Raw genomic sequence first — 24,874 nt, forward strand, 5'->3', positions numbered from 1 at the left:
ATCCAGCTTTCACATATTCGGCGGTCCGCAGGCGTGGACAGTCGGCAAGAGCCGGCTGTTTTCCGCACTACGGGCGAACATGATTGGCCACGAGTACCGGGCAGCGGAATCCACTGCGAAGTACCGGGATGCTGGGCGAATACAGGAGTGCACGCAACTTGAGCCCCTAACTACCGGCCTTGAGGACTGTCGATATTGAGGACAGATCCCGCCAACCGGAGCAATTGCACACGCTCCGCGCCACCTAGCGCCTACCAAGTCTACGAGCTTGACTAATTAAAGGCCAATCGGGTAGCCGTCGTTGCCCGCCCGCGGGTGTATAAGGCCGCCAGCCTCACCGTTCCCAAGTCACATCGGCGCCGCAGTCTTTTCACAGCAGAATGAAAGGATCCGGCCGCAATGTTGAAGCATGAACACACAACTCCTGCCGGCTTTGCCCGCCGGGCCCAACGGCTCCCGCAAGGGGCGGGGAACTTTCACGGCCACGCACCGCCGTCGCCTGTTCCGCGCCGACCTGCTGACAACGGCTGCCTGGGCATCCGTTGCAGCCGCTGTGGCACTGTGGCTGGCCGACGGCGGCGCAACAGGATTCTCGACACCCGCCGGATCCTTCACCGCTTTGGGCATTGTGGCCGGGCTGGCCGGCATGGACCTGGTCCTCCTGATGCTGCTGCTGGCGGCCCGGATTCCTCTCATCGACCAGTCCGTCGGCCACGACCGCGCCCTGGAATTCCACCGGAAGCTCGGGAAGCCGTCGCTCTACCTCCTGCTGGGGCACGGGATCCTGATCGCCATCGGCTACGGAATGGCCGAAGGGCTTGATCCCGTCAGCGAAGCCGTGTCCCTCTGGGTGCTGGTGCCGGACATGTGGCTGGCCTTTATTTCCATGGCGCTGTTCATCGCCGTTGTGGTGACGTCCCTGGTGGCTGTCCGCAGGCGCTTTCCTTACGAGTTCTGGTACGCGGTGCACCTGCTGACCTACGCCGCCGTCGCAACGTCGCTGCCCCACCAGTTCAGCGTAGGCGGGCTGTTCGCCGAGGGCACCTGGCAGCGCTGGTACTGGCTGGCCGTATGCATCGCAACCGGCGCCGCGCTCCTGCACTACCGCGTCCTTGAGCCCGTCGTTGCCACGTTCCGGCATCAGCTCACCGTCAGCCGCGTGGTGCAGGTGGCACCCGGAGTGGTCAGCATTGAGATGCACGGGCTGCACCTTGACGAACTGGCCGGAACCGGAGGCAGGTTCTTCATCTGGAGGTTCCTGGCCCAGGGCCTGTGGTGGCACCCTCATCCGTTCAGCCTCTCCGCCGAGCCGTTGCAGTTCGATTCCTCAGGGCGCGGCTTGCTGCGGATCACCGTCCGCAATCTTGGGCGCGGGTCGGCCCAGCTCGCCGCCGTGAAACCGGGGACGAAGGTCGCCGTGGAGGGACCGTACGGAATCTTCAGCACCGCGGCCCGCAGCCGCGACAGGGTGGTGATGATCGGCGCCGGGATCGGGATCACGCCCCTTCGGGCCCTCCTGGAATCGACGCCTTTCGCGCCAGGGCAGGCGACCGTGATCCTTCGGGGCCGCAGCGAGCAGGAACTGTACCTCGGTGACGAGATCCTGGAACTTGCCCGGAACCGGGGAGCCACCCTGTTCCATCTGACCGGCGCCCGCTCGGTCCGTCACACGGGCAGCTGGCTCCCGGACAGCGCCACACGGGCCGGCCATCGACTGGCCGACTATGCCCCCGACGTCGCAAACGCGGACGTCTATGTCTGCGGGCCGGCGGCGTGGGCCCGAAACGTAATTGCCGACGCCCGCGCCGCGGGCGTCAAGGAAGACCAACTCCACTACGAAAGGTTTGACTGGTGAGAATACGCGCAGCAGTATCAGCAGCACTTGCCTCCGCGGGCATCCTTCTCGCGGGGTGGCAATCCGGCATCCACGTGGAGAACACCCAAAGCGCCGCAGGCAGCACGTCGGCAGGAACCAACGGGACCACCGGCGCCACCGGCGCTACCGGCGCAACGGGTTCCTCCGGCTCAGGCTCAGGCTCCTCAAGCGCCGCCTCCGGCACCACCGGCACCGGCCGCAGCAACGGCACTACCGGGACAGGGTCAGGCACTGCCGCGGAGCCCGCAACCGGGGCCGCCGCAAAGGCCGGCGGCACCTACGCCGGCAGTGTGGTGCAGACGCGCTTCGGCGCCGTCCAGGTCCAGATCACGGTCAAGTCCGGTGCCATCACGGACGTCGTGGCGCTGCAGCTGACAGACGACGACCGCAAGTCCATCCAGATCAGCAACCGCGCCGCACCCCTCCTCAAAGCCGAAGTCCTCGCTGCGCAGTCAGCGGACGTCCAGACCATTGGAGGCGCCACTGTGACCAGCGACGCCTACCTGAGCTCACTCCAGGCGGCCATCGATGCAGCGAACCTCTGATCACCGGACCGGCGCGAAAGTTCAGCCCGTCTTGCGGGCCAGGACCTTCAGCTGCATGGGAACGGTGGTGAGCCTCACCCTGCCCGCAGCCTCCGGTGCGGACGAGCTGGTTGCGGCCACCGCCGTCGTCGAGCAGCTCTTCGCCGGACTCGACGAAACGTTCAGTCTCTACCGGCCTGACTCGGAAGCCAGCAGGCTGGCGCGGGCCGAAATAGCGCTCCCGGACGCGTCCAAGGAGATGCGCCGCCTCTACGCCGACGCCGTCAGCTGGCGGCTGCTGACCGAGGGGGCCTTCACCCCTGAACGGCCCGACCGCGTCCTGGACCTGTCCGGGATCGTCAAGGGATATGCAATCCAGGAGGCGGGCACATCTCTTCTGGCGCTGGGCCTTCGAGACTGGTGCCTGAACGCCGGGGGCGACGTGCTGGTCAGCGGATCCCCCGCCCCGGGGACCACGCAATCCGGAAAACCCGAGCCGTGGAGGGCCGGGATTGTTGATCCGGAAGACCGCCGCACCCTTATTGCCGGCTACCCGCTGGGCGGCTTTGCCGGGGCGAAACCTGCACTGGCAACTTCCGGCTCCGCGGAGCGGGGAGACCACATCTGGGCCGCCGGAGCAGGCCGGGTTGCGCCGGTGTTCCGCCAAGTCTCCGTTGCGGCGGCGGACATCGTCACTGCTGACGTGCTGGCGACGGCGATCGTGGCCGGCGGCCTGCCGATGCTGGACCGCGCAACGGACGGGTGGGACATCGAGGTGCTGGCTGTGCGGACCGGCGGCGAACTGCTCGCGACACCGGGCTTCCGGCGCTAGCCTCCGGCGCTAGAGCCGGGTGAGCTGGCTGTACCGCGGCTGGAGGCCGTCACCCGAGGACTTGCCCGTGACCCGGCGGACCACCCAGGGTCCCGCAAACTCCCGCACCCAGCGCGCGTTGGCCCGGATCGCATCCGCCCGGCTCAGCTCCGGCACAGGAGTCATGGGCGGCACATCGATGGAGTGATCGTGTTCGAGGACAGTCAGCACCCTCTTGGCCATGTTCGCGTGACCGGCCGCGGACATATGCATCCGGTCCTTGGCCCACATGCCCCAGTCGTAGTATTCGCTGAAGCGCCAGTAATCCACCAGCAGGGCGCCGTGGTCGCCCGCAATGCCGCGCACCAGCTCGTTGTAAATGGCGGTGCGGCCGCGCATCGTGCCGAAAACCTTGGAACCGCGGGCGTCGAAACCCGTGAACATCACCACGGTGGCACCCGTGGCACTCAACTTGCGGATGCCGGCGTCGTACTCCGCCAAAAGGTCGTCGATGTCGACCTTGGGGCGGAGAATATCGTTGGCCCCGGCGTAAATGGTCACCAGCGTGGGTTTGAGTTCGATGGCGGCGTCCACCTGCTCCGCCATGATCTGGCGGAGCTTCCGGCCCCTGATGGCGAGGTTCGCGTAGCCGAAGGCCGGATCCGCCGCACCGAGCTGCTCGGCCACGCGGTCCGCCCAGCCCCGCACGCCGTTCGGGCGTGCCGGATCGTCGTCACCGACGCCTTCCGTGAACGAATCTCCCAAGGCGACATAGCGGGCGGCAAAATCCATATCGATAGTCTGCCATCCGTTGCCGTGAGCAACCAAGCGGCGGCTATTCGCGGATCCGGACGGCCGATTCACGCAGGTACTGTTCCACCCGTGTGTACGCATCCCGGGTCAGGGCCTTCCACAGGGCGATGGCAAGCCTCGGATCTGTGGACTCCAGGTCGGCGATTGCCTCGGCACTGAGCACCATCACCTCCACCGGGCCGTCCGCCCTGACCGTCGTTTCCTGCCGGTTTCCGCTGCCCAGCGCCAGCTCGCCGAACGTCATGCCGGCGCTGAGGGTGTTGAGCTTGACCCGGTCCGAGGTGGGCCCCGGCGACGTACTGCTGACCTTGCCCGAGGTAATGAAGTAGACCCCGCCGAACCGCAGGCCAATGCGGCGGATGACGTCGCCGTCGTCGTACTTCTTTGCTGTCATGAGGCCCTGCAGGGCCAGCGCGTCCGCCTCCTCGAGCGGCGCCAGCGCGGGCGAGTCGGTGACCGGAACGTGGTCCCGGAGCAGCAGCCCGTCCCCGTACTTTGCCAGCAGCCGGTTTTCACAGAATTCGACGGCGGCACTCCGGGTCGAAAACGACGGCACCGCCCCGTCTGCGTGCCCGTCCCGTTCGCCAAGGGAATCCGCCACCGCCCCGTCCGCTTCGATCAGCACCAGCTCGCGGCCCCCGCTGGACAGGCCCTGACGCGCCGCCTCGAGAAGGCGCAGCGCCACCTCGCTCACCTGATCGGTTCGGCGGAAGTCCAGAACCACCAGTTCGACGTCGTCATCCAGTCCGCTGAGCTCGCGCGCCATGGATTCGCTCCCGGCGAAGAGGAGGTCGCCGTTGAGTTCGATCACCCGGGCCCGGTGCCCGTGGGCACGGAGGACGTCGGACGCTTCGGCATTGCGCCGGATGCCGGACGGCGTTTCGGTGACGTCATATGCGGCAAGGATGGCCGAACGCCCGGCGCGCGCCGCCCTGACGAAATGCAGCTCCATGTCGCGGGAGAGCCGCTGGGCAGTTGCCAGGCCCCGGACGCTGCCACCGTGTTCATCGAGCGGCGGAGAGTAGACCGCCAGCCCAACCTGGCCCGGCAGGACGGCGATAATCCCGCCGGCAACACCGCTCTTTCCGGGCATGCCCACGCTGCTGATCCAGGCACCGGCGTCGTCGTACATGCCGGACGTCATCATCACCGACAACACCCGTTCCACCGGGCCGATGTCCAGTACCTGCCTGTGGGTGAGAGGATTCTTTCCGCCATTCGCGAGGGTGGCGGCCATGATGGCTAGGTCGAAGGTGTTCACCATGACCGAGCACTGGCGGAAATAGTCCTCCAGGACAGGCGTGGGGTCGTCCTCGATGATGTTGAAGGACCGCAGCAGGTGGGCCAGCGCCGTGTTGCGGTGGCCGTGCTTCAACTCGGACTCAAAGACCTTCTCGTTGACCGAAAGCTGACGGCCCGCGAACGCCGAGTATGTGCTGAGGATCCGTTTGAAGCTCGACTGGCCGCCGGATCCCCTGATCAGTGACGTGGCGGTGAGGGCGCCCGCGTTGATCATGGCGTTCGCCGGGCGGCCTGTCCCTTCGGCCAATGAGATCTCGTTGAAGGAGTCGCCGGAAGGTTCAACATCCACCTTGGCATCCACGGCGTCGCTGCCGAGGTCCTCCAGTGCCAGCCCGTAAGTGAAAGGCTTCGAGATGGACTGGATGGTGAATTCCTCGCGGGAGTCCCCCACCTCATAGACCTGCCCGTCCACGGTGGCCAGGGCAATGCCGAAGTTGTCAGGGTCCACGTTGGCCATGGCCGGAATGGTGCCGTAGGGCTTGCCGTCCCTGAGCTGGGCGATCTCGGCGTGGATCTGGCGCAGGTAGCTCTGGATGGGCGATTCCATGGAACCAACACTACGGGCGTGGCCAGCCCCCGGGACGCGTCGCGGGTCAGGACTCGCGCAGGATCCAGTGATCGGCGTCCAGACGGCCCACGATCTTCTCGCCGATGCGGGCCAGGTCAGCGACGTCGCGCTCGGTCAGGGCATCAAGGAACAGCGCCCGGACCGCTTCCACGTGGCCGGGTGCCAGCTCAACAATGGTGGCCATGCCGGCGTCGGTCAGGTGGGCTGTGGTCACGCGCGCGTCGCGCGGATGCGGACGGCGTTCCACCCACCCCCGGTTCTGGAGCTTGGTGACCACATGCGACAAGCGGGACAGCGAGGCGCTGGTCCGTGCGGCGAGTTCACTCATGGGAAGGAACCGGCCTTCCGCTTCGGAGAGCATGGCGAGTACGTTGTAGTCGAAGAGCGAAAGCTTGCCCGCCGCGTGCAATTTCGTATCCAGCGCTGCGGGCAGCAAGGTGTTGATGCTCAGCTGGGCCAGCCATGCACGGCGTTCGTCGGCGTTGAGCCAGCGCGGTTCGGTCATGGATACATCCTAGGAGAAAAATTGATTGACAGTTCAAGCCCGGACTGTTCCCATCAACCGCCGTCCAGATCGAAGGAAGGACCATGACTGACATCACGATCATCGGCACGGGAAACATGGCGGCAGGAATCGCTGCGCGAGCAGCCAGTGCCGGCCGCAGCATCCAGATCCTTAGCCGCGATGCAGTGGCCGCGTCCGCACTGGCTGCCGAAACGAACGCGACCCCCGGCACCACCGGACAGGACATTGAAGGCAGCATCGTTGTGCTTGCCACCCATTTTGACGTGTCCAAGGAAATCGCCGGGCGTTACGGCGAGGCACTCAACGGCAAGACGATCGTGGACATTTCCAACCCCGTCAACAACGAAACCCTCGACTCCCTCACCGTGCCTGCCGGGAGCTCCGCGGCCGAGGAGATCCAGGCGCTGGTTCCGGGCGCGAACGTGGTCAAAGGCTTTAACACTGTCTTCGCCTCCACGCTGGCCGCCGGAGAAGTGGCCGGGCAGACCCTCGATGTCCTGCTGGCAGGGGATTCCGCCGAGGCCAAGGCCGCTGTGGCCGGCTTCATCAATGATTCCGGTTTGCGCGCAGTCGACGTGGGGCCGTTGCGCCGGGCGCGGGAACTGGAAGCCTTCCAGTTGCTCATTATCGGGCTCCAAGCCAGCGACGCCCACCCCCAGTACAACTGGAACAGCGCATTGAAACTGCTTCCTTAGCAGGAACCGGTAGGCTGACCGCATGTACGTAGTCTCCCTAACCTACAAGGTTCCCGAAGAGATCGTCGATTTCCACCTCAAAGCACACGTTGAGTGGTTGCAGGACGCTTTCGACCAGGGCATTTTCATTGTGGCCGGCCGGAAGATCCCCCGCACCGGCGCGTTGTTGCTGTCCAATGCGGACCGGGCAGACCTTGACGCGGCGCTGGTCAAGGACCCCTTCTACACGAACGGCGTGGCGGAGTTCGATGTCGAGGAATTCCACGCCGGCAGGGTGGCCCCCGGTTACGAAAACCTCCTGGACAGCTAGCCCTTCGGGAGATTCGCCTCCGGAGCCTTCTCAAAGAGTTTCTTCAGCCCGCCCTTCCGCGGAACCCTCACGGGCTCCGGCCAGCGCGGGCTAAGGCTGTCCCCCAGGGTCACGCCGCGCAGCTTGCGGCCGAAAAGCGGCAGGACCCAGTCGTGCACCCATCGCCGTTGCCGCTGTTCCCACTCCCGCAGGCTCATTTTGCCCGGCGGCTCCCACTCCAGCGGGCTGATCTTGTGCGGAACACCCAAATGGTCCAGAACCTGGGCGGCGAGGTATTTATGGCCGGCCTTGGACATGTGCAAGCGGTCCGAGTCCCACATCCGCCGGTCATGGAAGGCATCGAAGCACCAGTAGTCGACCAGAACGGCGTTGTACCTGGCGGCGATGTCCCGGACGCGTTGGTTGTAGGCGGTGTTGCGTTTCTTCAACGGCTCAAGGACGGCCGAAACCTTGACGTCGAAACCGGTGAACAACACCAGCGTGGCACCCGTGGCAGCCAGCCGGGCCACGAGGGCCTCGTACTCGGCCATGAGCGCCTCCACATCGGTGCCGAAGTCGAGGATGTCATTGCCGCCGGCATACAGGGTGACCAGCGTTGGCTCCATCGCGAGCGCCGGTTCCAACTGCTCGTCGATGATGTGGCGGAGCCTCTTGCTGCGGATGGCCAGGTTTGCGTACTCCCACCCGGGTTCGGCTTTGGCCAGCTTCTCAGCCACCCGGTCGGCCCAGCCGCGCACCCCGTTGGGCAGCCGCTTGCTCCGGTCCCCCACGCCCTCGGTGAACGAGTCGCCCAGGGCAACAAACCGCCGTCGCCCATCCCTGTCCGGAAGCAAAGGAAATGAACCCATCCCGGCACCCTACTCATACAAAGAAAAGACAGGGTTAACGGCCGACGACGAGGGGTGAGAGGGACTGGAAAAACCCGCCGGAAGTGGGAGAGCGTTTGGAATACTGTCCGCCGGCGCTGACGGCGCACCAAACCGACAAAAGGCTTACAGCTCCGCTTTGCCCTGCCGCCAGTAGCCCATGAACGCCACCTGTTTGCGGTCGATCCCGACGTCGCGCACCAGGTACCGGCGCATCTCCTTGATGACCCCCGCCTCGCCGGCAATCCAGGCGTAGAAGGGCATGGCTCCAGCGGGCATGCCGGGGTTCTTCGTGGCTGCGATGGCCGCGGTTTCCATCCTCGCGGGCGTCTCCCAGAGGATCTCCTGGTCCACGTCAACATCTTCGGGTTCCGGACCGGCCCCGCCGGACGCGGCCTTGATGCCCACCCAGCCTGGCTCGGGTACGGCGGCGCGTACGGCCGCCTGCAGGAGTTCGCCATGGGGGCGCGATCGACCGATCAAGGCGCCTCGCGCCAGCCAGGTGATTTCGACGTCGGCGTCCGACTTCAGGTCCAGGAAATCGCCGGCTTCGGGGACCTCAAGGAACGCGTGCCCGCTCATGTAAGGCGGGAGGCTTTCCAGGATGGCGCTGATGGCAGGGACAGCGGTTTCGTCGCCTGCGAGGAGCACGCGCTGGGCCAGTCCGGGACGCCATTCGATGCCTGAGTAGATCTCGGCCGTAACGCAGTGCGCCGCGCGGTTGTTGGGTCCGATGAGGGTGAGGGCGTCCCCGGGCTTAGCGTTCAGTGCCCAGTTTGCCGCGGGACCGCCGTTGCCCGCCGAGTCAAAGTGCATCACGAAGTCCACATCGATCTCGGGGTAGACGGCATCGAGCCGTTCCTGCCGGACGGTGTAAGTGCGCATGGAGCCGCGGGTCGCCGGGTCCATGGCCAGCCATTCCCGGTACCAGCCGGACTGCTCCGTCTGGAAAACAGGCAGCGGCAGCCGGGTGCCGTCCTCGGCAAGGGAAGGGATCATCAGCTTCACGCGAAGGTCCAAGGTTCCGCCATGGACGCCGAAGTCACGCAGCGAATACCCGCCGAATGTGATGCGGCGGAAGTTTGGGCTGAGTTCCTGCACGGCGGTGACGGTCACGTCGAAGGCCAGGGTCATGGGTTCGGTACCGGCGATGTCGCGGGTCTTCATGAAACGAACTCCAGTTCAGTTGCAGTGGTGTGGTGCCGGCCGAGCGGAATGATCAGCGGCGTGCCGGAAACGGGGTCGGAAAGTACCCGGGAGTCCAAACCGAAAACGTCCCGGACCAGGTCCTCAGTGACCACGTCGGTGGACGCGCCCTCGGCCACGATCCGGCCGCCCTTCATGGCGATCACGTGGTCCGCATACCGTGCCGCGAGGTTCAGGTCGTGCAGGACGATGGCCACGGTGGTGCCGCGCGTGCGGTTGAGGTCGGTGACCAGGTCCAGCACTTCCACCTGGTGGGCGAGGTCCAGGTAGGTGGTGGGTTCGTCCAGGAGCAGCACGTCAGTTTCCTGGGCGAGCGCCATCGCGATCCAGACGCGCTGGCGCTGGCCGCCGGACAGTTCGTCCACGTTGCGCCCGGCGAGTTCCAGCGTTTCGGTGGCCTCCAGCGCGCGCTGCACCGCGGCGTCGTCGTCCGTTGACCAGCTGCGAAAAAAGCCCTGGTGCGGGTACCGCCCGCGTCCCACCAGGTCGCGGACCATGATGCCGTCCGGCGCAGTGGGGTGCTGCGGCAGGAGGCCCAGGGTCCGGGCGACGTCCCGGGCCGAGCGGGTGTGGATGTCCTTGCCGTCCAGCGCCACGGTCCCGGCCGCAGGCTTCAGCAGCCGGGACAGTCCGCGGAGCAGGGTGGACTTCCCGCACGCGTTCGCGCCCACGATCATGGTCACCTTGCCCTCGGGGATCTCCGCCTGCAGCCCTTCCACAACTGTGCGCTGGGCGTATTTGAGGGTGAGGTCCGTGGCGCGCAGAACAGCCATCTCAGGCATCCTTTCGGTTGGAGGTGACCAGCAGCCACAGCAGGAACGGGGCGCCCAGGGCGCCGGTGACCACGCCGACCGGCAGGACGGTGCCGTCCAGCAGCAGGGGCGCGATGTTCGCGGCGAAGTAGTCCGCCGCCAGTACTATCAGCACCCCGGCGAGGGCCGACGCCGGGAGGCTGGCTTTTGCGGTGAAGCGTCGGGCGATGGGCCCGGCCAGGAAGGCGACGAACGCGACAGGGCCGGCCGCCGCCGTCGCCACCGCCGCGAGGGCCACGGCGACGACCACGACGGCCAGCCGCGTGAAGCCGACCCTGATGCCGAGCCCGGCGGCGGCGTCATCGCCCAGTTCCAGGATGCGCAAGGGGCCGGAGAGTGCGGCTGCCGCAGGGATGAGGACCAGCAGCGCGAGGGCAAGGACGCCGGCGCGGTCCCAGCTGGCGGAATTGACGGAGCCGTTAAGCCACACCAGGGCGTCGGCCGCCGTGCGGATGTCCGCCCGGGTCATGAGGAAGCTGACCACGGCGTGGAGGGCGGCGGCGATGCCCACGCCCGCCAGGATCAGCCGGCTGCCGGCCGCATTGCCGCTGTTTCCGCCGCCGGACCCCAGGGACCCGCCGCGGGAGATGGCGTAGATGAGCGCGGCAACCCCCAGCGCACCGGCGAGGGCGGCACCGGAGACCACGGCCCCGGACGCTCCGAAAACAACGATTGCCGCGACGGCGGCGGCGCTGGCACCGTAGCTGATGCCGATGACGTCCGGGCTGGCCAGCGGATTGCGGAGCATCGTCTGGAAGAGGGCGCCGGCAAGGCCGAACGCGGCACCGATCATGGTGCCGATCACGGCGCGGGGAAGCTTGTTTTCCATAACGATGAAGCTTGCGCCGGGGATCTTCTGGCTGCCGGTGAGGTGGGCGAGCAGGATTTTGAAGAAGTCGGGGATCGTGACGGTGTAGCTGCCCAGCAGAACGCTGACGGCGAAGAGGACCACGACGGCGAACGCCAGCATGGCGGTCCGGTTCAGGCCGTTGCGGTGCCCCTTACCAGCGGGAACGGGCAGATATGGCCCTGGTTTCGCGGTTTTGAGGGCATCAACTGCCCGTTCGCGCCCGGCACCGGGGGCGTTGTCTCCCAGTTCGCGCCCGACGTGGGCGAGGTCTGCCTTGCTCACAGTCCGGCCCCCTTCCCGCGGCGGACCAGCCACACGAAGACCGGCGCGCCAACCAGGGCCGTCATGATTCCCGCCGGGACTTCACCGGGCAAAAGGACAACCCGGCCGAGAATGTCCGCGGACAGCAGGAGCACCGGCGCCAGGACGAGCGAAAAGGGCAGGATCCAGCGGTAGTCGGGTCCGGTCAGGAAGCGGACGGCGTGCGGAATGACGAGCCCCACAAAGCCGATGGGCCCGGCGAGGGCGGTGGCTGACCCGCACAGCAACACGATGCCCAAGGCAGTCACACCGCGGACCAGCCCCACCCGCTGGCCGAGTCCGCGCGCAATGTCATCGCCCAGTGCCAGGCTGTTGAGGATGCGGCCGGTAGCCAGCACGATGACCGCGCCGAGAACAAGGAACGGCACGCCGGGCAGCACCACGGACCAGTCGCGCCCGGCAATTCCGCCCACCTGCCAGAACCGGAACCGGTCCAGCGTGTCCTGGCTCGAAACCAGGATGACGTTCATCAACGAGTACAGCCCGGCGCTGAGGGCGGCGCCCGCCAGGGCGAGTTTCACCGGCGTCGCGCCTTCCCTGCCCAGCGAGGCGACGAGGTAAACGACGGCGGCAGCCGCCGCGGCGCCGATGAAGGCGAACCAGATGTATCCGGTCAGGGAAGAGATCCCGAAAACGTAGATTCCGGTGACCACGGCCAGCGCGGCGCCGGCGTTGACACCCATGATGCCGGGGTCGGCCAGCGGGTTGCGGGCCACGCCCTGCATGGCGGCGCCGGCCAGGCCGAGGGCACCGCCGGCGAGGAGTCCCAGGACGGTGCGCGGGATGCGTGCATGGACCACCGCGTGGTCGCCGTCGGCGGGATCGAACCGGATGAGCGCCTGCCACACGGTGTCGAGGGGAAGCCCGCGGGCGCCGACGGCCAGCGAAACTGCGGAAAAAAACACAAGTACGGCGACGGCGGTAATCAGCCACGCAGCCCGCTTGCGTGCGGCGGGGCGGACGGAAGGCGGACTGAACGCGCTGCCCCGGCCCGCCGTCGTCGTACTTGGTGTCATGGTGAGATGCCTACTTCACTGCGTCCGCTGCGCTGGCCAGCTGGGGCAGGAAGGTGTCCAGCGACCACGGCAGGCTAAGGGGCGACGACGCCGAGATGGACAGCGTGAGCGTGTTGTCCGAGTCGGCAACCAGTGCGCCGTTCTTGATGGCCGGGATCTGGCCCAGCAGGGGATCGGCCTTGATGGAATCGGTGGTGCCGGAGTCAGGAACCCAGGTCACGAAGATGTCCGATTCGAGTTCGTTGGCCTTTTCGGCGGACCACGGGATGAAGAACTCCTTGGAGCCCTTCGAGTTTTCCTCCACAACCGGGGCGAGCTTCATGCCGATCTCCGAGAGGAAGCGCGGACGGTTATCGTTCCCGGTGTAGACGTTCACGCCGTCGCTCTTGGCGGGCTCCAAGTTGCCGTAGATGAAGCTCTTGTCGGCCAGCTGCGGATACTTGGAAACCTTGTCCTTGATGGTGGCTTCGGTGTCCGAGATCAGTTTGGTGGCCTCGGTTTCCTTGCCCAGTGCCTTGCCGATGATGCTGGTGGAGTCCTGCCAGGAGGTGCCGTAGGCGATCTCCGGGTGGGCGACCACCGGGGCGATCTCGCTGAGCTTCTTGTAGTCCTCTTCCGTCAGGCCCGAGTAGGCGCCCAAGATGACGTCCGGGTTGAGCTTGGCGATTTCGGTGAAGTTGATGCCGTCCGCCTCGGAGAACTGGACCGGCGCCTTTTCCGTGCCGAAGCCGGCACCCAGCTCTTCCAGCTTGGCGTCCTTCCACGGCGTGGAGCCCTTGTCGTTGCCGCCCCATTCGTTCTTGGGTACGCCCACGGGGACAACGCCCAGGGCGAGTGCGACGTCGTCGTTGACCCAGGAAACCGTGACCACGCGCTGCGGCTGGGACTCGATGGTGGTCTCGCCGAAGACGTGCTTGATGGTGACGGGGAACTGCGAGCTGCCGGACTGGCTGGCCGTCGCCGTGCCGGTGCCGGATGCCGCCGGACCGGTGGAGCAGGCAGTCAGCGAGAGGGCTGCTGCTGCCAGGACGGCCGTTGCCTTGCCGGCGGTCTTGAGCAGCATGCGGCGGGACGGACCGGCGGCGAATCCGCTGCGGCCGGCGCCGAGGCCGGAGAAGAGGGGGGAAGTCACGGAACTCCTTAGGGTCAATGATGCGAACCTAAGTAAGGCTAGCCTACCCTTCTGTGAATTACGGAAGGTTTGCGTAACGTAATTGTCTCAATCAGGCCTGCCTGCCTGGTTGGTCGGCTGCCGCGGACCAAAAGTGAGGCTTCACACGCCCGAATTCGTTGGGTGCGCGGGGTGAACAGTGGTTCACTTGAAGGGACAGTAAACGCGCGTTCACCCCTTGTGGCCGCCTCACGCCCAGAAGGTCCCGCCCTGATGCCCCCATCCCGCAATAGATCCATGTCCCCCGGTGCCATCACGGCAGTCCTTGCGCTGAGCGGCACGGTGGTGGCGCTGATGCAGACCCTCGTGGTGCCGCTCCTTCCGGATTTCCCCGGAATCCTCGGCGTTACGGCCGACGACGCGTCCTGGCTGGTCACCGCCACGCTGCTCTCCAGCGCCGTGGCCACCCCGATCGTGTCCCGCAGCGCGGACATGTACGGCAAACGTAAAATGATGGTGATCTGCCTCGCCATCATGGTTGCCGGCTCCATCGTGGCCGCGGTGGGGGGAAGCTTCCTCTGGCTTATCGTCGGCCGGGCACTGCAGGGGTTCTCCTCGGCCTTGATTCCCGTAGGCATCAGCATCATGCGCGACGAACTGCCCAAGGAAAAGATGGGATCCGCCGTAGCCCTGATGAGCGCCACGCTGGGCATCGGCAGCGCACTGGGCCTCCCGCTGGCCGGGCTGCTTTACGAAAGCCTGGGCTGGGAGTCCATCTTCTGGGTTTCCGGTGGCGCCGGCACGCTGCTGCTCGCTGCCGTCGTCCTGGTGGTTCCCGAATCCAAGGTGCGCACACCGGGCCGCTTCGACTACCTCGGCGCAGTGATTCTTTCCGCGGCACTGGCAGCGCTGCTCCTGGGCATTTCCAAGGGCGGATCGTGGGGCTGGAGTTCCGAACCGGTGCTGCTTTTGTTCCTCGCCGCCGCCATCCTCCTGGCCGCCTGGCTGCCCTACGAGCTGAAGGTCAGCCAGCCGATGGTGGACCTCCGCACCTCCGGCCGGCGCCCTGTCCTCCTGACCAACCTGGCATCCCTGCTGGTGGGTTTCGCCATGTTCGCCAACATGCTGCTGACCACCCAGCAGCTCCAACTGCCCACCTCCACCGGCTACGGTTTCCAGCTCAGCGTGATCACCGCCGGCCTCTGCATGGTTCCATCCGGCCTGGCCATGGTGGTCTTCGCTCCCGTTTCCGGCGGCATCATCCGGCGGTTCGGCGGGAAGACTGCGCTGATCTCGGGCGCGGCGGTCATGGTGGTGGGGTACGTTGGCCGCGTCTTCTTCTGGGATTCCATCGCCTCGGTGATCATCGGCTCCACGGTGGTCAGCATCGGCACCGCCATCGCCTACGCCGCGATGCCCACCCTGATCATGGGGGCCGTGCCCATCACCGAAACAGCCTCGGCCAACGGCCTCAACAGCCTGGTGCGGTCTATTGGAACCTCGACGTCGAGTGCAGCCGTCGCCGCCGTCCTCACCTCAGTGACCATCACCGTGGGATCCGCCCGGCTGCCGTCCTTCGAGGCATTCAAGGACGTCTTCTGGATGGCCGCCCTGGCGTCCGCGGCCTCCATGGTGGCTGCCGTGTTCATCCCGCGGGCCGCGGCCGCAGCCAAGGCGGCCCTCCCTGCGCCGGCCGCCACCGAACTGGTGGTGCAGGGGCGCGTCCTGACGGCCGACCGCCGCCCGGTCACTCCCGCCGTCGTCACCGTCCTGCAGACAAGCGGCGAACCGGTGGACTGGAGCCGGGTGGACAGCGATGGCAACTATTCCGTGGCACTGCCCGGGGCGGGAACATATCTGATGGTGGCCAACGCCGCCGGCTGGGCGCCGATGGCAGAGGTGTTCGACTTCGACGGCCGCACGCTCCAGCAGAACTTCCACCTGGAAAACCGCCTGGAACTGGCCGGAACCGCCACGGTGGGAGGCACGGCCCTCACGGACGCGGTGGTCACCCTGTTGCAGGCCTCCGGCGAACACGTGGCGACAGTCCGCACCGATTCGGAGGGACGCTATTCACTGCCGCTGCCCTTGGCCGGGCGCTACATCGTGACCCTGCTGAACCCGGCGACCCACCAGGCCATCGCCCGGAAGCTGGCCGTGGACAACCGGTCGGTGACCGCGGACCTGGCGATGGACGCCCCGGCCGGACAGCTGGTGGACGCGTGAGCGCGGCCGTGGTGTCCAGCCGCGACGCCGTCCTGGATTCGGCCGGCAGGCTGTTCGGCGAGCGCGGCTACCGCGGCGTGACGGTCCGCGACATCGCCTCTGACGCCGGCGTCTCAGCAGCCCTGGTGATGAAGCTTTTCGGCTCCAAGGAAAAACTGTTTGCAGCCGCCAAACCGGACGAGTCGCTGCTGTCCGATCTCGACGTCCCGGCCGCCGAGCTCGGCGCGACACTGGTGTTCCGTGTCCTGATGCGCCGGGAACGCGGGCTGAAAGAGCCGTGGGCCATGCTCCCGTTCACCATACAGGACTCCCCGACGCCCGACGCCGCCCGCGCAGAAACGCGCGAACGGTACCTCACCGCCATGGCCACGCTCCTGGAGGATACGACGCCGGACCGGCGTTACGCATCCACCGTCGTCGCGCTCATGACCGGTTTTGGCGAAGCGGTAAGGACTCTCGGCATGTTCGACGACTGGGACTTCGACGACCTGGTGGCCCACTACGGGGCCATCGTGCAGGCACAGGTCGACGCGTGCGGCGAGACCCGCCCCTAACGCTCTCTCACTTCCGGCCGCCCTTTTCCAAACGCTCTCTCACTTCCGGCCGCCCTTTCCGTAACGCTCTCTCACTTCCGGCCGCTCTTTCCGTAACGCTCTCTCACTTCCGGCCGCAGCCTGCGGTTGCCGACGCGTTGCGCATTTGGGAGGATGGCGGGGCGGGCCGCTGGCGCCCGGCAATCAGGCGGTCCGGATCGGACTGCCTGCACAACGAGGGGAATGAGCATGCCGAAGACCGTCGAGGTCATCGCAGCCGCGGGAAGCGGGGCGGCCGGAATGGCGTGCTTTGCGGCCACGGCGACGTCAGCCTTCCCGCGCCGGACCTGCCCCTAGCCGTCCGACAGGTATCTTCCTTCATTGGGCTCCTGGTGCGCCCGGAATCAGCTGACAAGAGACTGCTATTCCCCCTTGGGGACCCTACGTTTTCGAAAGCTCATTGTCATGCAGAAAATCACTGCCCAGCAGATCCGTTCGTCCTTCATCAATGCCAGCCGTTCCGAGGCGGCCAAGCTCACCCTGCCCCGGGAGTTCGACTCCCTGGACTGGGACAGCCTGGACTTTTTGGGGTGGCGGGACGCCAAGATGCCGCTCCGCGGCTACCTCGTAGTCCCGGGCCCCTCGGGGTTGACCGGAATCATGCTCCGCGCTCCCGAGGGCGGAGCCAAGAAGAGCCGGTCCGTACTATGCGAACTGTGCCGCGACGTGTTCTCCAGGGACGACGTCCTGTTGTGGGTTGCCAAACGCGCCGGCCAGTCGGGCCGGAACGGCAACACCATAGGGACGCTGATCTGCGCCGATTTCCTGTGCAGCGGGAACGTGCGCGTGGAACCGCCGGCCAATGAGATCAACCCGGACCCGGCCGCCGTCGTTCTTCGGCAGATCGACGGACTGACAGCGCGGACGGAACTGTTCATCAACCGGGTCCAAGGACGCTAGGGCTGTCGGGGCGGGGGCGGGCACGTTCCCGCCCGGCCGACAGGGTAGCGCCGGCCCGGAGAAGTCAGCTGTACGAAATGCTCAACAACAGCGCTTTGAGTGCCTGCCCCTCGGCCCCTGCCAGCCACGACTTTGCCGCCTCGTCGCTGGCGAACGGCTTCTCGATGAACCGGACGTCGGCCACCAGGACCTCTTCGCCGATGCGGATGATCCCGTCAACCCGGGAGCCCTCACCGGCCGCGGGCGTCCCGGCCGTCAGGTGCATGCGGTACGTCGGGCTGCCATCCATCCTGTCCACATAGAAGGAATAGTGGGCGGCGGGAGCAGGTTGCCTGCTGAGGCCGGGAACTGGTTCGGACTCGAAGACTGTCCGGTTGACCGGATGGCTAACAGCATCAGCCATCTGTCCGGAATACACGGTGACCTGCTCCGTACCGCTCGCATCGAAGACGGTCGCCGTTCGGGACAGGGACGGCTCCCCCGCCCCGGTGAACAGTTCCACCCGCCAGTCCGCCGGGTAATTAAAAGACAGACGCCCGTCCGGGAATGTGTACGTCGCGATGCCGGCGGAAACCTGAGCGGACGACGGCGGCTGGGCACCGCTCGTCGTCGGGCCCGCCGTAGCGGGTGCGGATGTTGCGCCTGCCGACTCCGAGGAGGTGCCGATGCCCGACGGCGATGCGCCGCCGGAGGAAGCCGCGGGGACGGCTGCCCCGCAGCCGGCCAGGCTGAGGGCTGCGGCGGTGGCTAGGGCGGCGATGAAGGGGACGCGACGTGCGGAATGCATGATGGTGCCTTTCACGAAGAGGCCGTCAGCTCGGTGGGGCTGGCTTCCGGTCCCGCCGCGATGGCAGTGGCTCGTGATGACCCTGATGGAGCATGTGGCGATGTGTTGTGCACTACAGAATCGCACGCAGGGACAGTGCACCTCCATACCGCTGCGAATAAATCCATCGATTTGTTATAAATGTCCGAACACGTCACGACGGACGAAAAGTGCGAGAGCGTCCGTAAAAAACCCGCAGGAAGTGAGAGAGCGTCCTGTTAGGCGGCCGGAGTTAGCGCAGGACGATATCCACCGGGTTCGCCTCGGACCTCCACTGGCCTTCAGCGCCCGCCCGCGGCCCGATCACGGGAGCTGTGAGGACTCCGGAGCGGTTGGTGCGCTTGTCCCGCAGGATTTCCGTGACGGAGCCCAGGTGCTTGGACAGGTCAATCACATTCTCCGGAGCGGCCAGGAGCAGCTGGAAGCCGAATTCATGCAGCGCCTTGATGCCCGCACCGGCGAATTCCTCCGAGGCAAGGACAAATGCCTCGTCCATCATCACGGTGCCGTAGGTGGTGAAGCCCTGCTCCGCGATGCCCAGCTGATAGCTCAGCGCCGCGGCCATGATGAACGCCGTGAAGCGCTGCCGCTCGCCGCCGGACATGGAACCCGTATCCGCGTGCATGAACACGTCCGTCCGCTTGCCGCCGCGCGGACCAAGTACTTCGCGGTGCTCCTTGCACTGGATGAACAGGTGCCCGCGCACATCCAGCACCTCGGCCCGCCAGCGCCGGTCCTCCGGCGTCTGCGACCCCAGTCGCTTCACGAGCGTTTCCAGCGACTTGTAGCGGTTGGTGAGCTCGGCGTCGTCGTCCGTTTCGGCGCCGGCAGCTGTCGCTCCCGCAGCGCGCGAGGGCCGCGTGTGACGCGTCCTGAGCGCATTCTGGATGGCGTCCTTGAACTGCTTCGCGGTGGGCGGCAGGGTCTGTTTGATATCGAGTTCCAGGAAGCTGCCCTCGTGGAAGTTGACCTCGGACAGGATGCCGTTCAGGGGCAGGATGCGGCTGGTAATGGACCGGCGTTCCTCGTCCAGCAGGTGCAGCAGGGTGCTGAACGATTCGTGCGTGCGCTGGTTGAAGAACTGCCGGAACTCGGCTTCCTGCGCGGGCAGGCCGTCGCTGACGATCGCATGGTACCGGGCTTCGAACTCCCCGGCGGCGCCGATCGAGGTGCCGTGGTCCGCGGAGATCGCCGTGCCCCATTCGCGGACGAATCCTTCGAAGATACGGGTGAGGCGCTCCGAGGTGGCCTGGCCGCGGGACTCTGCAGCGTGCAGTTCTGCGAGGAGCCGGGTCCGGACCTGGTGGGCCAGGTTGTCCAGCTCATGCATTTCCGCGACGTCGTCCACGCCGCCGAAGTCGGCACAGTATTGTTCCAGCGCGGCGACGGTGGCGTCCGACGGCGGTGCCTGGCGCAGACGGGTGCGCGCGGCTTCCAGCAGCGAATCCGCCGCGGTGAGCTGGTGGTCCAGCGCCTTGTATTCGCTTTGCAGGACCGCTGCGGCCTCGGTGCTGGACTGGTGCTTCTGCCGGGCCGCCTCGATGTTGGCGCGCAACGGCTCCAGGTCGGCCTGGGCGGCGAGGGCATCCTTGAGCCGCTGCTCGATCTTCCCGAGCTCGTCCTCCGCGACAGCCGCGGAAACCTGCTCCCAGGGCCGGTTGTCCTCGGCGATCCGGCGTAGGGCCTCCAGCTGGCGGGTCATTCCCTGGTGCGACTCCTCGCGGCTTTGCGCGAGTTCGGCGGCCTTCGCCAGTTCCTGCTGCAGGTCCTCCACCTGTGCAGCCACCAGCTCGAGCTTCGAGGCGTTGTCGAAGCCCAGGACGTAGTCCTGCCTGCTGGCAAAGCGGTCGTCCTTCTCCACCGTGTGGCGGTTGCGCTTGACCACGCCGCCCAGGCTCAGGCCTTTGTCCAGCGCAGCGAGTTCGTCCGGGTCCTCGACGCATGGGTAGGCGAAGTCGACCGCGATCCGCTCGCGGATCCACTGCCCGGCGTCGGCCGCCGGCCCGGTGGTGAGGATGTCAAGCTTGGTCAGCAGATCGCCGTCGGCCGCGTTTTCAACGGCCAGCGCGCCGCCAGCGAGCGGCTTAGACACGTCCACGGCACGGAGCGCGCCGCGGACGGAGTTGTTGTTCAGGTAGCGGGTGACGGCGGCGAAGTGCTCGCCGGGAACCAGCAGCGTGGTGGCCAGGTTGCGCAGCGCGCGTTCAGCGGCGGGCCGCCATTGTTCCTCCCCTTCGGCGACGTCGATCAGTTCGCCGCCGAACGGCATCTGCTCCTCCGGCACGCCGGTTGCCGCCGCGATGGCGGTCCGGTTTTCGATGCTCGACGGCGGGAGCAGGGACTTGCGCGTCTTCAGCGAGACGAGTTCCTGCTGGGCCGCCGCAAGCTCACGTTTCTTCGTGGCGTGGCCGTCGAATGCCTCGAAGCGCAGCTCTTTGAGCGCCTCGGAGTCACCCTGCAGTTCCGCCGAGCGGTCGGCTGCGTGGGTGTGCGCCTGTTCCCAGCCTTCGGCCGACCACGCGAGCTCCAGCCCGGCATCGGCCAACGCCTGCCGCGCGGCTTCCTCCACCTGCTGGCGGAGCTTGAGTCCCACCCGGGCATTCTCCAGCGACTGCTCGATCGCCGAGATCGCGTTGCCGCCCTGGTTGTTATAGTCCGCCTCGAGCTGGCGCAGGTCCTTCGCCAGGCCGTCCCGGACCGCGCGCTCCGCGGCAAGGTCCTTAGCCTTGGCCCGGGCGAGGTCCTTGTAACGGACCAGGGTCTTTTCGTGGACCGTCACCGCGAGCTGCTGCTTGTAGGCATCGAATTCTTCACCGGCGAGTTCCCGCAGGCGGTTCGCATCCAGGAGGGACTGCGCGTATTCCTTGTTGAGGCCCGGAACCGGAGCCAGCTGGTCGCGCTGCTGCCGCACGTCCTCCAGCCGCTGCCGGATGGACATCAGGTTGCTGAATTCCTCGACGACGTCATCCGCTGCGGACAGCGTGGCGGGAGCATCAAGCACCTGGTCCCGGAAGAAGGTGTTGACGCTGCCGCCGAGGCCCTTGCCGGCCTGGATCACCCGGAGCAACGGCAGGGCCTGGTCCGAATTGATGCCCAGCAGGCGCCGGAACCGCTCGGCAAACGCCTTGTGCACGTCGAAGACCTGCGCGTCCGGGAAGATCGTGTCCAGCGCAGCCTTGGTGAAGCGCTTCTCGGCGATGCCCTCGATCGCCGCAAGGTCCAGCGGCTTGTTGTCGATCAGGTAATACCGGCCGACACTCGACTCCGTGCCGTTCTTGGGCAGGTCGAAGAGCGCCGACACCGTCACCTTCGTGCCGGCCGCGTTGTCGAACGTTAGGGCGACGGCGGACCACGTGGCGCCGGGGCGCTGGAAGGCACTGGCAGAGCCCTCACCCACAGCCTTGTCGCCCACCTTGCCGCGCATGTACGTGAACGTTGTCCGCTTGTCCTCCACAGCGCCGGAGCGCTGCGCCGCGGCCTCGTTGGAGCGCGGCCGCGCATCGAACACACGCAGCATCGCGTCAAACAGCGTGGACTTGCCCACTCCGGAGTTGCCCGTCAGCAGGGTGCCGTTACGGTCCACGTGCATCGTGTGGGCGCCATGGAACGTGCCCCAGTTGACCACCTGCACCAGCGCGAGACGCATCTGGCCGGGGTTGGTGAGCTCGCCCATCGGCAGCATGGTTGCGATGCTCACTTGGCGTTCCCTTCCTCGTGGTCGCCTGTCGCGGCGCCACCGGACACATGCTCTGCATGCTCGCTCGTTCCTCGCTTAGACGCATGCTGCCGCATGTCCCCGGCGTCGTCGCTGCTGTCAGTCACCGAATCGTCGTCTTCCGTGCCGTCATCCGAGCGAACGGGGTTCTCCCGGTCCAGTTCCAAAAGGGGTTCTGTACCTGCGGGGTCTGCTGTTGCCGCCACGAGCGCTTCTATGTGCGCGGGGATGTCGCCGATGTTTTCGAAGGGGAGGGCCAGGGGGAGTGCGTTGGAGATGGTGTAGACGTCCTCGAGGCCGGTGGTGATGAGGAGTTGGCGGGCCAGGAGCTTGGTGATGGCGCGGTTCACGACGTCGGAATCCCGCAGCGCGTCCTGCTGGCCGGACGGCTGGTAGTGGGCCACCAGCTCGGCGATTTCTTCCTTCGTGATCGTGGGATCCGTCTGGGCCGTGACGTGGCGGTCCAGCAGGAGCCGCAGGCGCAGCAGCACGATGGTTTCCACCCGGCTGAGCGCACGCTGCTGGCGCAGGATGCTGGAGCGGGTGCTGCCGCCGATGGCCTCGGGATCCACCGGACGCAGCACTGCCACCTTCCGTTCGTGGTCGAGCTGCAGCGTCAGGAACAGCTCGGACAGCCGGCTGCGCAGGATCAGCTGGTTGTCCAGAAGCGTAGTCCAGAGTTTCTCATCCCGGCCGCCGTCGATGTACGGGCCCTTCAGCAGCTTCACCAGGGCCTGGCGGACCTTCATCGGCAGCACGCCGGTGTCGCCCGGGAACAGCGCCGCACCGTCGACAAAGGTGTCCTTGGGCGTTACCGCGAAAGGGGCGCCGTGGATGTGTTCGGGCGCCGGTCGCACGTCCGGGGTCTCACCGTCGACGCCGGCGTCCGCCGTCGTCGTCATCTCGTCAGTCATCGTCAATCCTTCTTGAGGGTGACCACCGGCAGGAATGCCCTGCGGGTGGTTCCGTCTATTTGTTCGAAGTCGATGGCGTCCCAGCCTGCGCGGTCGAAGCCGGCGCCGTCGTGCAGGGCCTGGGACAGCAGCGCGCGGATGGAGTTGATGTGGCGTTCCTCCGGCGGAAGCTGCTCCCATGCCTCCGGCAGGGTGGCCGCTCCGGCGACCGCGGCGCGGATGGCCGCCGGCTTGGCCTTCCCGGTGCGCGGCGAGCGCACGCGGTCCGAGTCGCTGAAGGCTATGGGGTCGGCAAGTTTGGGCGGGGCGGCGAACTCGTCGGGGTCGAAGAGCTTGACCATCGACAAGGATTCGAAACCCGCGTTAAAGAGCACAGGTCCGGGCACCAGGCCGGGGCGTTCACGTTCGTAGGGCAGCGAACGGATGGCCTGTTCAGCCTCCCGGAGCACCTTCCGCAGCCGCACGGACTGGCGGAAATCGTCGCTCTGGACGTAGGTGTTGAGGCTTTCGCTCAGCTTGCCGTAGATCCGCTGGATCTGGCTGTGCTGCGTCCGGAGCTCAGCCACCAGGTTCTTCAGCGTCTCGCGGTCCTCATGGCTGAGGTCGTCCGCGAACTGGCGGCTGAGCACCTCCCCGATCGCGGACCGGAATCGCAGCTGCTGCTGCGGGTCCTCGAGGAATGCCGTAAATGACCGGAACGTCCTGCCTTCAGGACTCTGCCTGAGCCGCTTGTCCGCCTCCAGCACCTGTGCCATGGTGGCGCCCTTGCTGAGGGACTCCTCGATGATCTGGTTGCGGAGCTCGCCCACCAGTTCTTCGATCCGGTCACGCATCTTCTTGTAGTCCGCCGGCAGGCTGGCGGCGAGGTCCAGGATGTTTCCTGCGGCCTCCACCGCTTCGTCATCGTCCAGCAAGCCGTCGAAGTCCCCGGAGCTGATGTCCTCGATGAGCTGCTGCCGCTCCTCGATCTCGTCTTCGAGCGACTCCAGCCGGGCGCTCTGGTCCGGGTTGGTCTCATTGGCAAGTTTCTCGACGTCGCCCAGCAGCGTCCCCAGCCGGGAACCGTTCAGCGTGGAGCGTTCGCTGGAGAGGCTGTCCAGGAAGGCGAGGACGCGGGCCGCAGGCTCGGTGACTTCGTAGACGATCTGACCCGACTGGTTACGGCGGGTCAGGAAGTTCTTACGGGTCCATTCGTCGCCGAAGGACTTCCCGTTGGCCATTCCGCCCAGTCCGGGGTCCTGGCGGCGGAGCTGCTCAAGGAAGGCATCGACGTCGGCATGGAACTCTTCCAGCGGAAGCTGCGGACGGGTTCGGGTGAAGGAAGCCTGCAGGACGGCGATGACCCACGGCGCGGACCGGGTGAGCGCCCAGGCAGGTCCCTTGGTGAGGAGTTCGAGGTCCCGGAGCCGGGCGCTGATCGCGTCCGCGGAGGACGGGGCGGATCGGGACACACACTCTCCTTCAGCTGCCACAGGACTCGTCGGGCAGCGGAAAACCCGAAAACTGCCAACTACAAGGTTAACGCAGTGCCCCGGCCGGCAGGTCCGGCGCACTTCGTGGGCAGCTCTCCTGTTACGCGTGTTACTGGTGGGGTTTCAGTGACCGCGCCGTGACCTACGCACCGGTAGCATTTCGATCCCGTATCAACCCCTCCGCCACGGCGTGCTGAGTCTGGCTGACGGCGGCGCCCGCACCCTACGCTCGTCCTACTTGATCCATCCAGGCAGTGACGCAGGGGGAAACATGCAGTTCGATCTCAGTGCAGTTGAAACAGGCACGTTCGTGTTCATCGGAACGCTGGTGTTTGGAATGCTGATCGTGGGCTTCATGATGACGGCCGGATTCCTGGCCATGGTGCTCGTGGGGGTGGGCCGGTTCGCCTGGTTCATCATTGCCGGCACCCTGGTGGGATTGGTCCACGGCATCAACCACTTGTGGGACCGAATGGTGCACCATGCCTCCACCGTGGAACTCCCCGGCGACTTTCAGGGGCAGCCTGCCCCTAGCACGGGAACTTACCCGCGGGTAGCATTGAGGGACAGCTGAAGGGTTCTCCACCCGAGGCGGACCCAGGGCTCGAGCCGGCCACCCCG

22 protein-coding genes are annotated in these 24,874 nt (G+C 66.5%); 9 read left to right on the plus strand and 13 right to left on the minus strand.

From position 1 onward, the window contains the following. Positions 1–409 precede the first annotated feature (409 nt). From ARTH_RS19905 to ARTH_RS19915, 3 genes are read left to right on the plus strand one after another with little or no spacing between them, the layout of a single operon-like run. Positions 410–1,855 (plus strand): ferredoxin reductase family protein, encoded by a 1,446-nt coding sequence (locus tag ARTH_RS19905; protein ID WP_011693745.1) that lies wholly within the window; start codon positions 410–412, stop codon positions 1,853–1,855. Beyond that, on the plus strand, positions 1,852–2,421 hold the full coding sequence (locus ARTH_RS19910; RefSeq protein ID WP_011693746.1) for an FMN-binding protein: 570 nt from the start codon (positions 1,852–1,854) through the stop codon (positions 2,419–2,421). Before ARTH_RS19905 ends, ARTH_RS19910 begins: the two co-directional genes overlap by 4 nt. Before the next feature lie 55 nt (positions 2,422–2,476). Next, a complete protein-coding gene (locus ARTH_RS19915; RefSeq protein ID WP_011693747.1) occupies positions 2,477–3,232 on the plus strand; it encodes an FAD:protein FMN transferase in 756 nt (251 codons plus the stop codon). Positions 3,233–3,241: 9 nt separating this feature from the next. Here ARTH_RS19915 and ARTH_RS19920 read toward each other — a convergent pair whose 3' ends face one another. The 3 genes from ARTH_RS19920 to ARTH_RS19930 are packed head-to-tail and all read right to left on the minus strand — an operon-like array spanning position 3,242 to position 6,399. Then, positions 3,242–4,003, minus strand: a complete 762-nt coding sequence (locus tag ARTH_RS19920) for an SGNH/GDSL hydrolase family protein (RefSeq protein WP_011693748.1) — start codon at positions 4,001–4,003, stop codon at positions 3,242–3,244. A gap of 43 nt (positions 4,004–4,046) precedes the next feature. After that, positions 4,047–5,873, minus strand: a complete 1,827-nt coding sequence (glsA, locus tag ARTH_RS19925; protein WP_011693749.1) for a glutaminase A — start codon at positions 5,871–5,873, stop codon at positions 4,047–4,049. A 46-nt stretch (positions 5,874–5,919) separates the two neighbouring features. Continuing rightward, entirely contained in the window at positions 5,920–6,399 is a 480-nt protein-coding gene (locus tag ARTH_RS19930; protein WP_011693750.1) for a MarR family winged helix-turn-helix transcriptional regulator, read from the minus strand. Between the two features lie 83 nt (positions 6,400–6,482). Here ARTH_RS19930 and ARTH_RS19935 point away from each other — a divergent pair, with 83 nt between their 5' ends. Continuing rightward, on the plus strand, positions 6,483–7,115 hold the full coding sequence (locus ARTH_RS19935; protein ID WP_011693751.1) for an NADPH-dependent F420 reductase: 633 nt from the start codon (positions 6,483–6,485) through the stop codon (positions 7,113–7,115). Between the two features lie 22 nt (positions 7,116–7,137). Continuing rightward, positions 7,138–7,425 (plus strand): YciI family protein, encoded by a 288-nt coding sequence (locus ARTH_RS19940; RefSeq protein ID WP_011693752.1) that lies wholly within the window; start codon positions 7,138–7,140, stop codon positions 7,423–7,425. Here the strand turns inward: ARTH_RS19940 and ARTH_RS19945 are convergent. The 6 genes from ARTH_RS19945 to ARTH_RS19970 all read right to left on the minus strand — a co-directional run bounded on the left by ARTH_RS19945 (position 7,422) and on the right by ARTH_RS19970 (position 13,628). Beyond that, positions 7,422–8,273: an SGNH/GDSL hydrolase family protein gene (locus tag ARTH_RS19945; protein WP_011693753.1), complete on the minus strand. Its 852-nt coding sequence runs from the start codon at positions 8,271–8,273 to the stop codon at positions 7,422–7,424. The two genes, ARTH_RS19940 and ARTH_RS19945, sit on opposite strands and share 4 nt — an antisense overlap. A 144-nt stretch (positions 8,274–8,417) precedes the next feature. Next, positions 8,418–9,458 carry a siderophore-interacting protein gene (locus tag ARTH_RS19950; protein WP_011693754.1) on the minus strand — a complete coding sequence of 347 codons (1,041 nt, stop codon included), beginning with the start codon at positions 9,456–9,458 and terminating at the stop codon, positions 8,418–8,420. Continuing rightward, on the minus strand, positions 9,455–10,270 hold the full coding sequence (locus ARTH_RS19955; protein ID WP_011693755.1) for an ABC transporter ATP-binding protein: 816 nt from the start codon (positions 10,268–10,270) through the stop codon (positions 9,455–9,457). The genes ARTH_RS19950 and ARTH_RS19955 overlap by 4 nt, the downstream gene beginning before the upstream one ends. Before the next feature lies 1 nt (position 10,271). Further along, a complete protein-coding gene (locus ARTH_RS19960; protein ID WP_043431180.1) occupies positions 10,272–11,279 on the minus strand; it encodes a FecCD family ABC transporter permease in 1,008 nt (335 codons plus the stop codon). A 158-nt stretch (positions 11,280–11,437) separates the two neighbouring features. Next, complete coding sequence (locus ARTH_RS19965) at positions 11,438–12,496, minus strand: FecCD family ABC transporter permease (RefSeq protein ID WP_011693757.1); 1,059 nt, start codon at positions 12,494–12,496, stop codon at positions 11,438–11,440. A 10-nt stretch (positions 12,497–12,506) separates the two neighbouring features. Then, positions 12,507–13,628, minus strand: coding sequence for an iron-siderophore ABC transporter substrate-binding protein (locus tag ARTH_RS19970; protein WP_011693758.1), 1,122 nt, complete (start codon positions 13,626–13,628; stop codon positions 12,507–12,509). 219 nt (positions 13,629–13,847) lie between these two features. On the opposite strand from ARTH_RS19970, the gene ARTH_RS19975 reads away from it, so the two are divergent. The 3 genes from ARTH_RS19975 (at position 13,848) to ARTH_RS19985 (ending at position 17,326) form a co-directional block, all read left to right on the plus strand. Further along, positions 13,848–15,833, plus strand: a complete 1,986-nt coding sequence (locus tag ARTH_RS19975) for an MFS transporter (protein WP_374068696.1) — start codon at positions 13,848–13,850, stop codon at positions 15,831–15,833. Beyond that, on the plus strand, positions 15,830–16,387 hold the full coding sequence (locus tag ARTH_RS19980) for a TetR/AcrR family transcriptional regulator (RefSeq protein ID WP_011693760.1): 558 nt from the start codon (positions 15,830–15,832) through the stop codon (positions 16,385–16,387). Before ARTH_RS19975 ends, ARTH_RS19980 begins: the two co-directional genes overlap by 4 nt. A 444-nt stretch (positions 16,388–16,831) precedes the next feature. Further along, the gene (locus tag ARTH_RS19985) at positions 16,832–17,326 is read left to right on the plus strand and encodes an FBP domain-containing protein (RefSeq protein ID WP_043430129.1); all 495 of its coding nucleotides are present in this window, start codon (positions 16,832–16,834) and stop codon (positions 17,324–17,326) included. Between the two features lie 64 nt (positions 17,327–17,390). Here ARTH_RS19985 and ARTH_RS19990 read toward each other — a convergent pair whose 3' ends face one another. From ARTH_RS19990 to ARTH_RS20005, 4 genes are all read right to left on the minus strand, one after another. Further along, complete coding sequence (locus tag ARTH_RS19990; protein ID WP_232223560.1) at positions 17,391–18,113, minus strand: hypothetical protein; 723 nt, start codon at positions 18,111–18,113, stop codon at positions 17,391–17,393. 271 nt (positions 18,114–18,384) lie between these two features. After that, the gene (locus ARTH_RS19995; protein WP_011693763.1) at positions 18,385–21,849 is read right to left on the minus strand and encodes an ATP-binding protein; all 3,465 of its coding nucleotides are present in this window, start codon (positions 21,847–21,849) and stop codon (positions 18,385–18,387) included. After that, positions 21,846–22,781, minus strand: a complete 936-nt coding sequence (locus ARTH_RS20000; protein ID WP_011693764.1) for a DUF4194 domain-containing protein — start codon at positions 22,779–22,781, stop codon at positions 21,846–21,848. The genes ARTH_RS19995 and ARTH_RS20000 overlap by 4 nt, the downstream gene beginning before the upstream one ends. A 2-nt stretch (positions 22,782–22,783) precedes the next feature. Continuing rightward, the gene (locus ARTH_RS20005; RefSeq protein WP_011693765.1) at positions 22,784–24,232 is read right to left on the minus strand and encodes a DUF3375 family protein; all 1,449 of its coding nucleotides are present in this window, start codon (positions 24,230–24,232) and stop codon (positions 22,784–22,786) included. 292 nt (positions 24,233–24,524) lie between these two features. Between ARTH_RS20005 and ARTH_RS20010 the strand changes: the two genes are divergently transcribed. Further along, the gene (locus ARTH_RS20010) at positions 24,525–24,827 is read left to right on the plus strand and encodes a hypothetical protein (protein WP_011693766.1); all 303 of its coding nucleotides are present in this window, start codon (positions 24,525–24,527) and stop codon (positions 24,825–24,827) included. Positions 24,828–24,874 lie beyond the last annotated feature (47 nt).

It is taken from the genome of Arthrobacter sp. FB24, from assembly GCF_000196235.1.
Classification (GTDB): domain Bacteria; phylum Actinomycetota; class Actinomycetes; order Actinomycetales; family Micrococcaceae; genus Arthrobacter.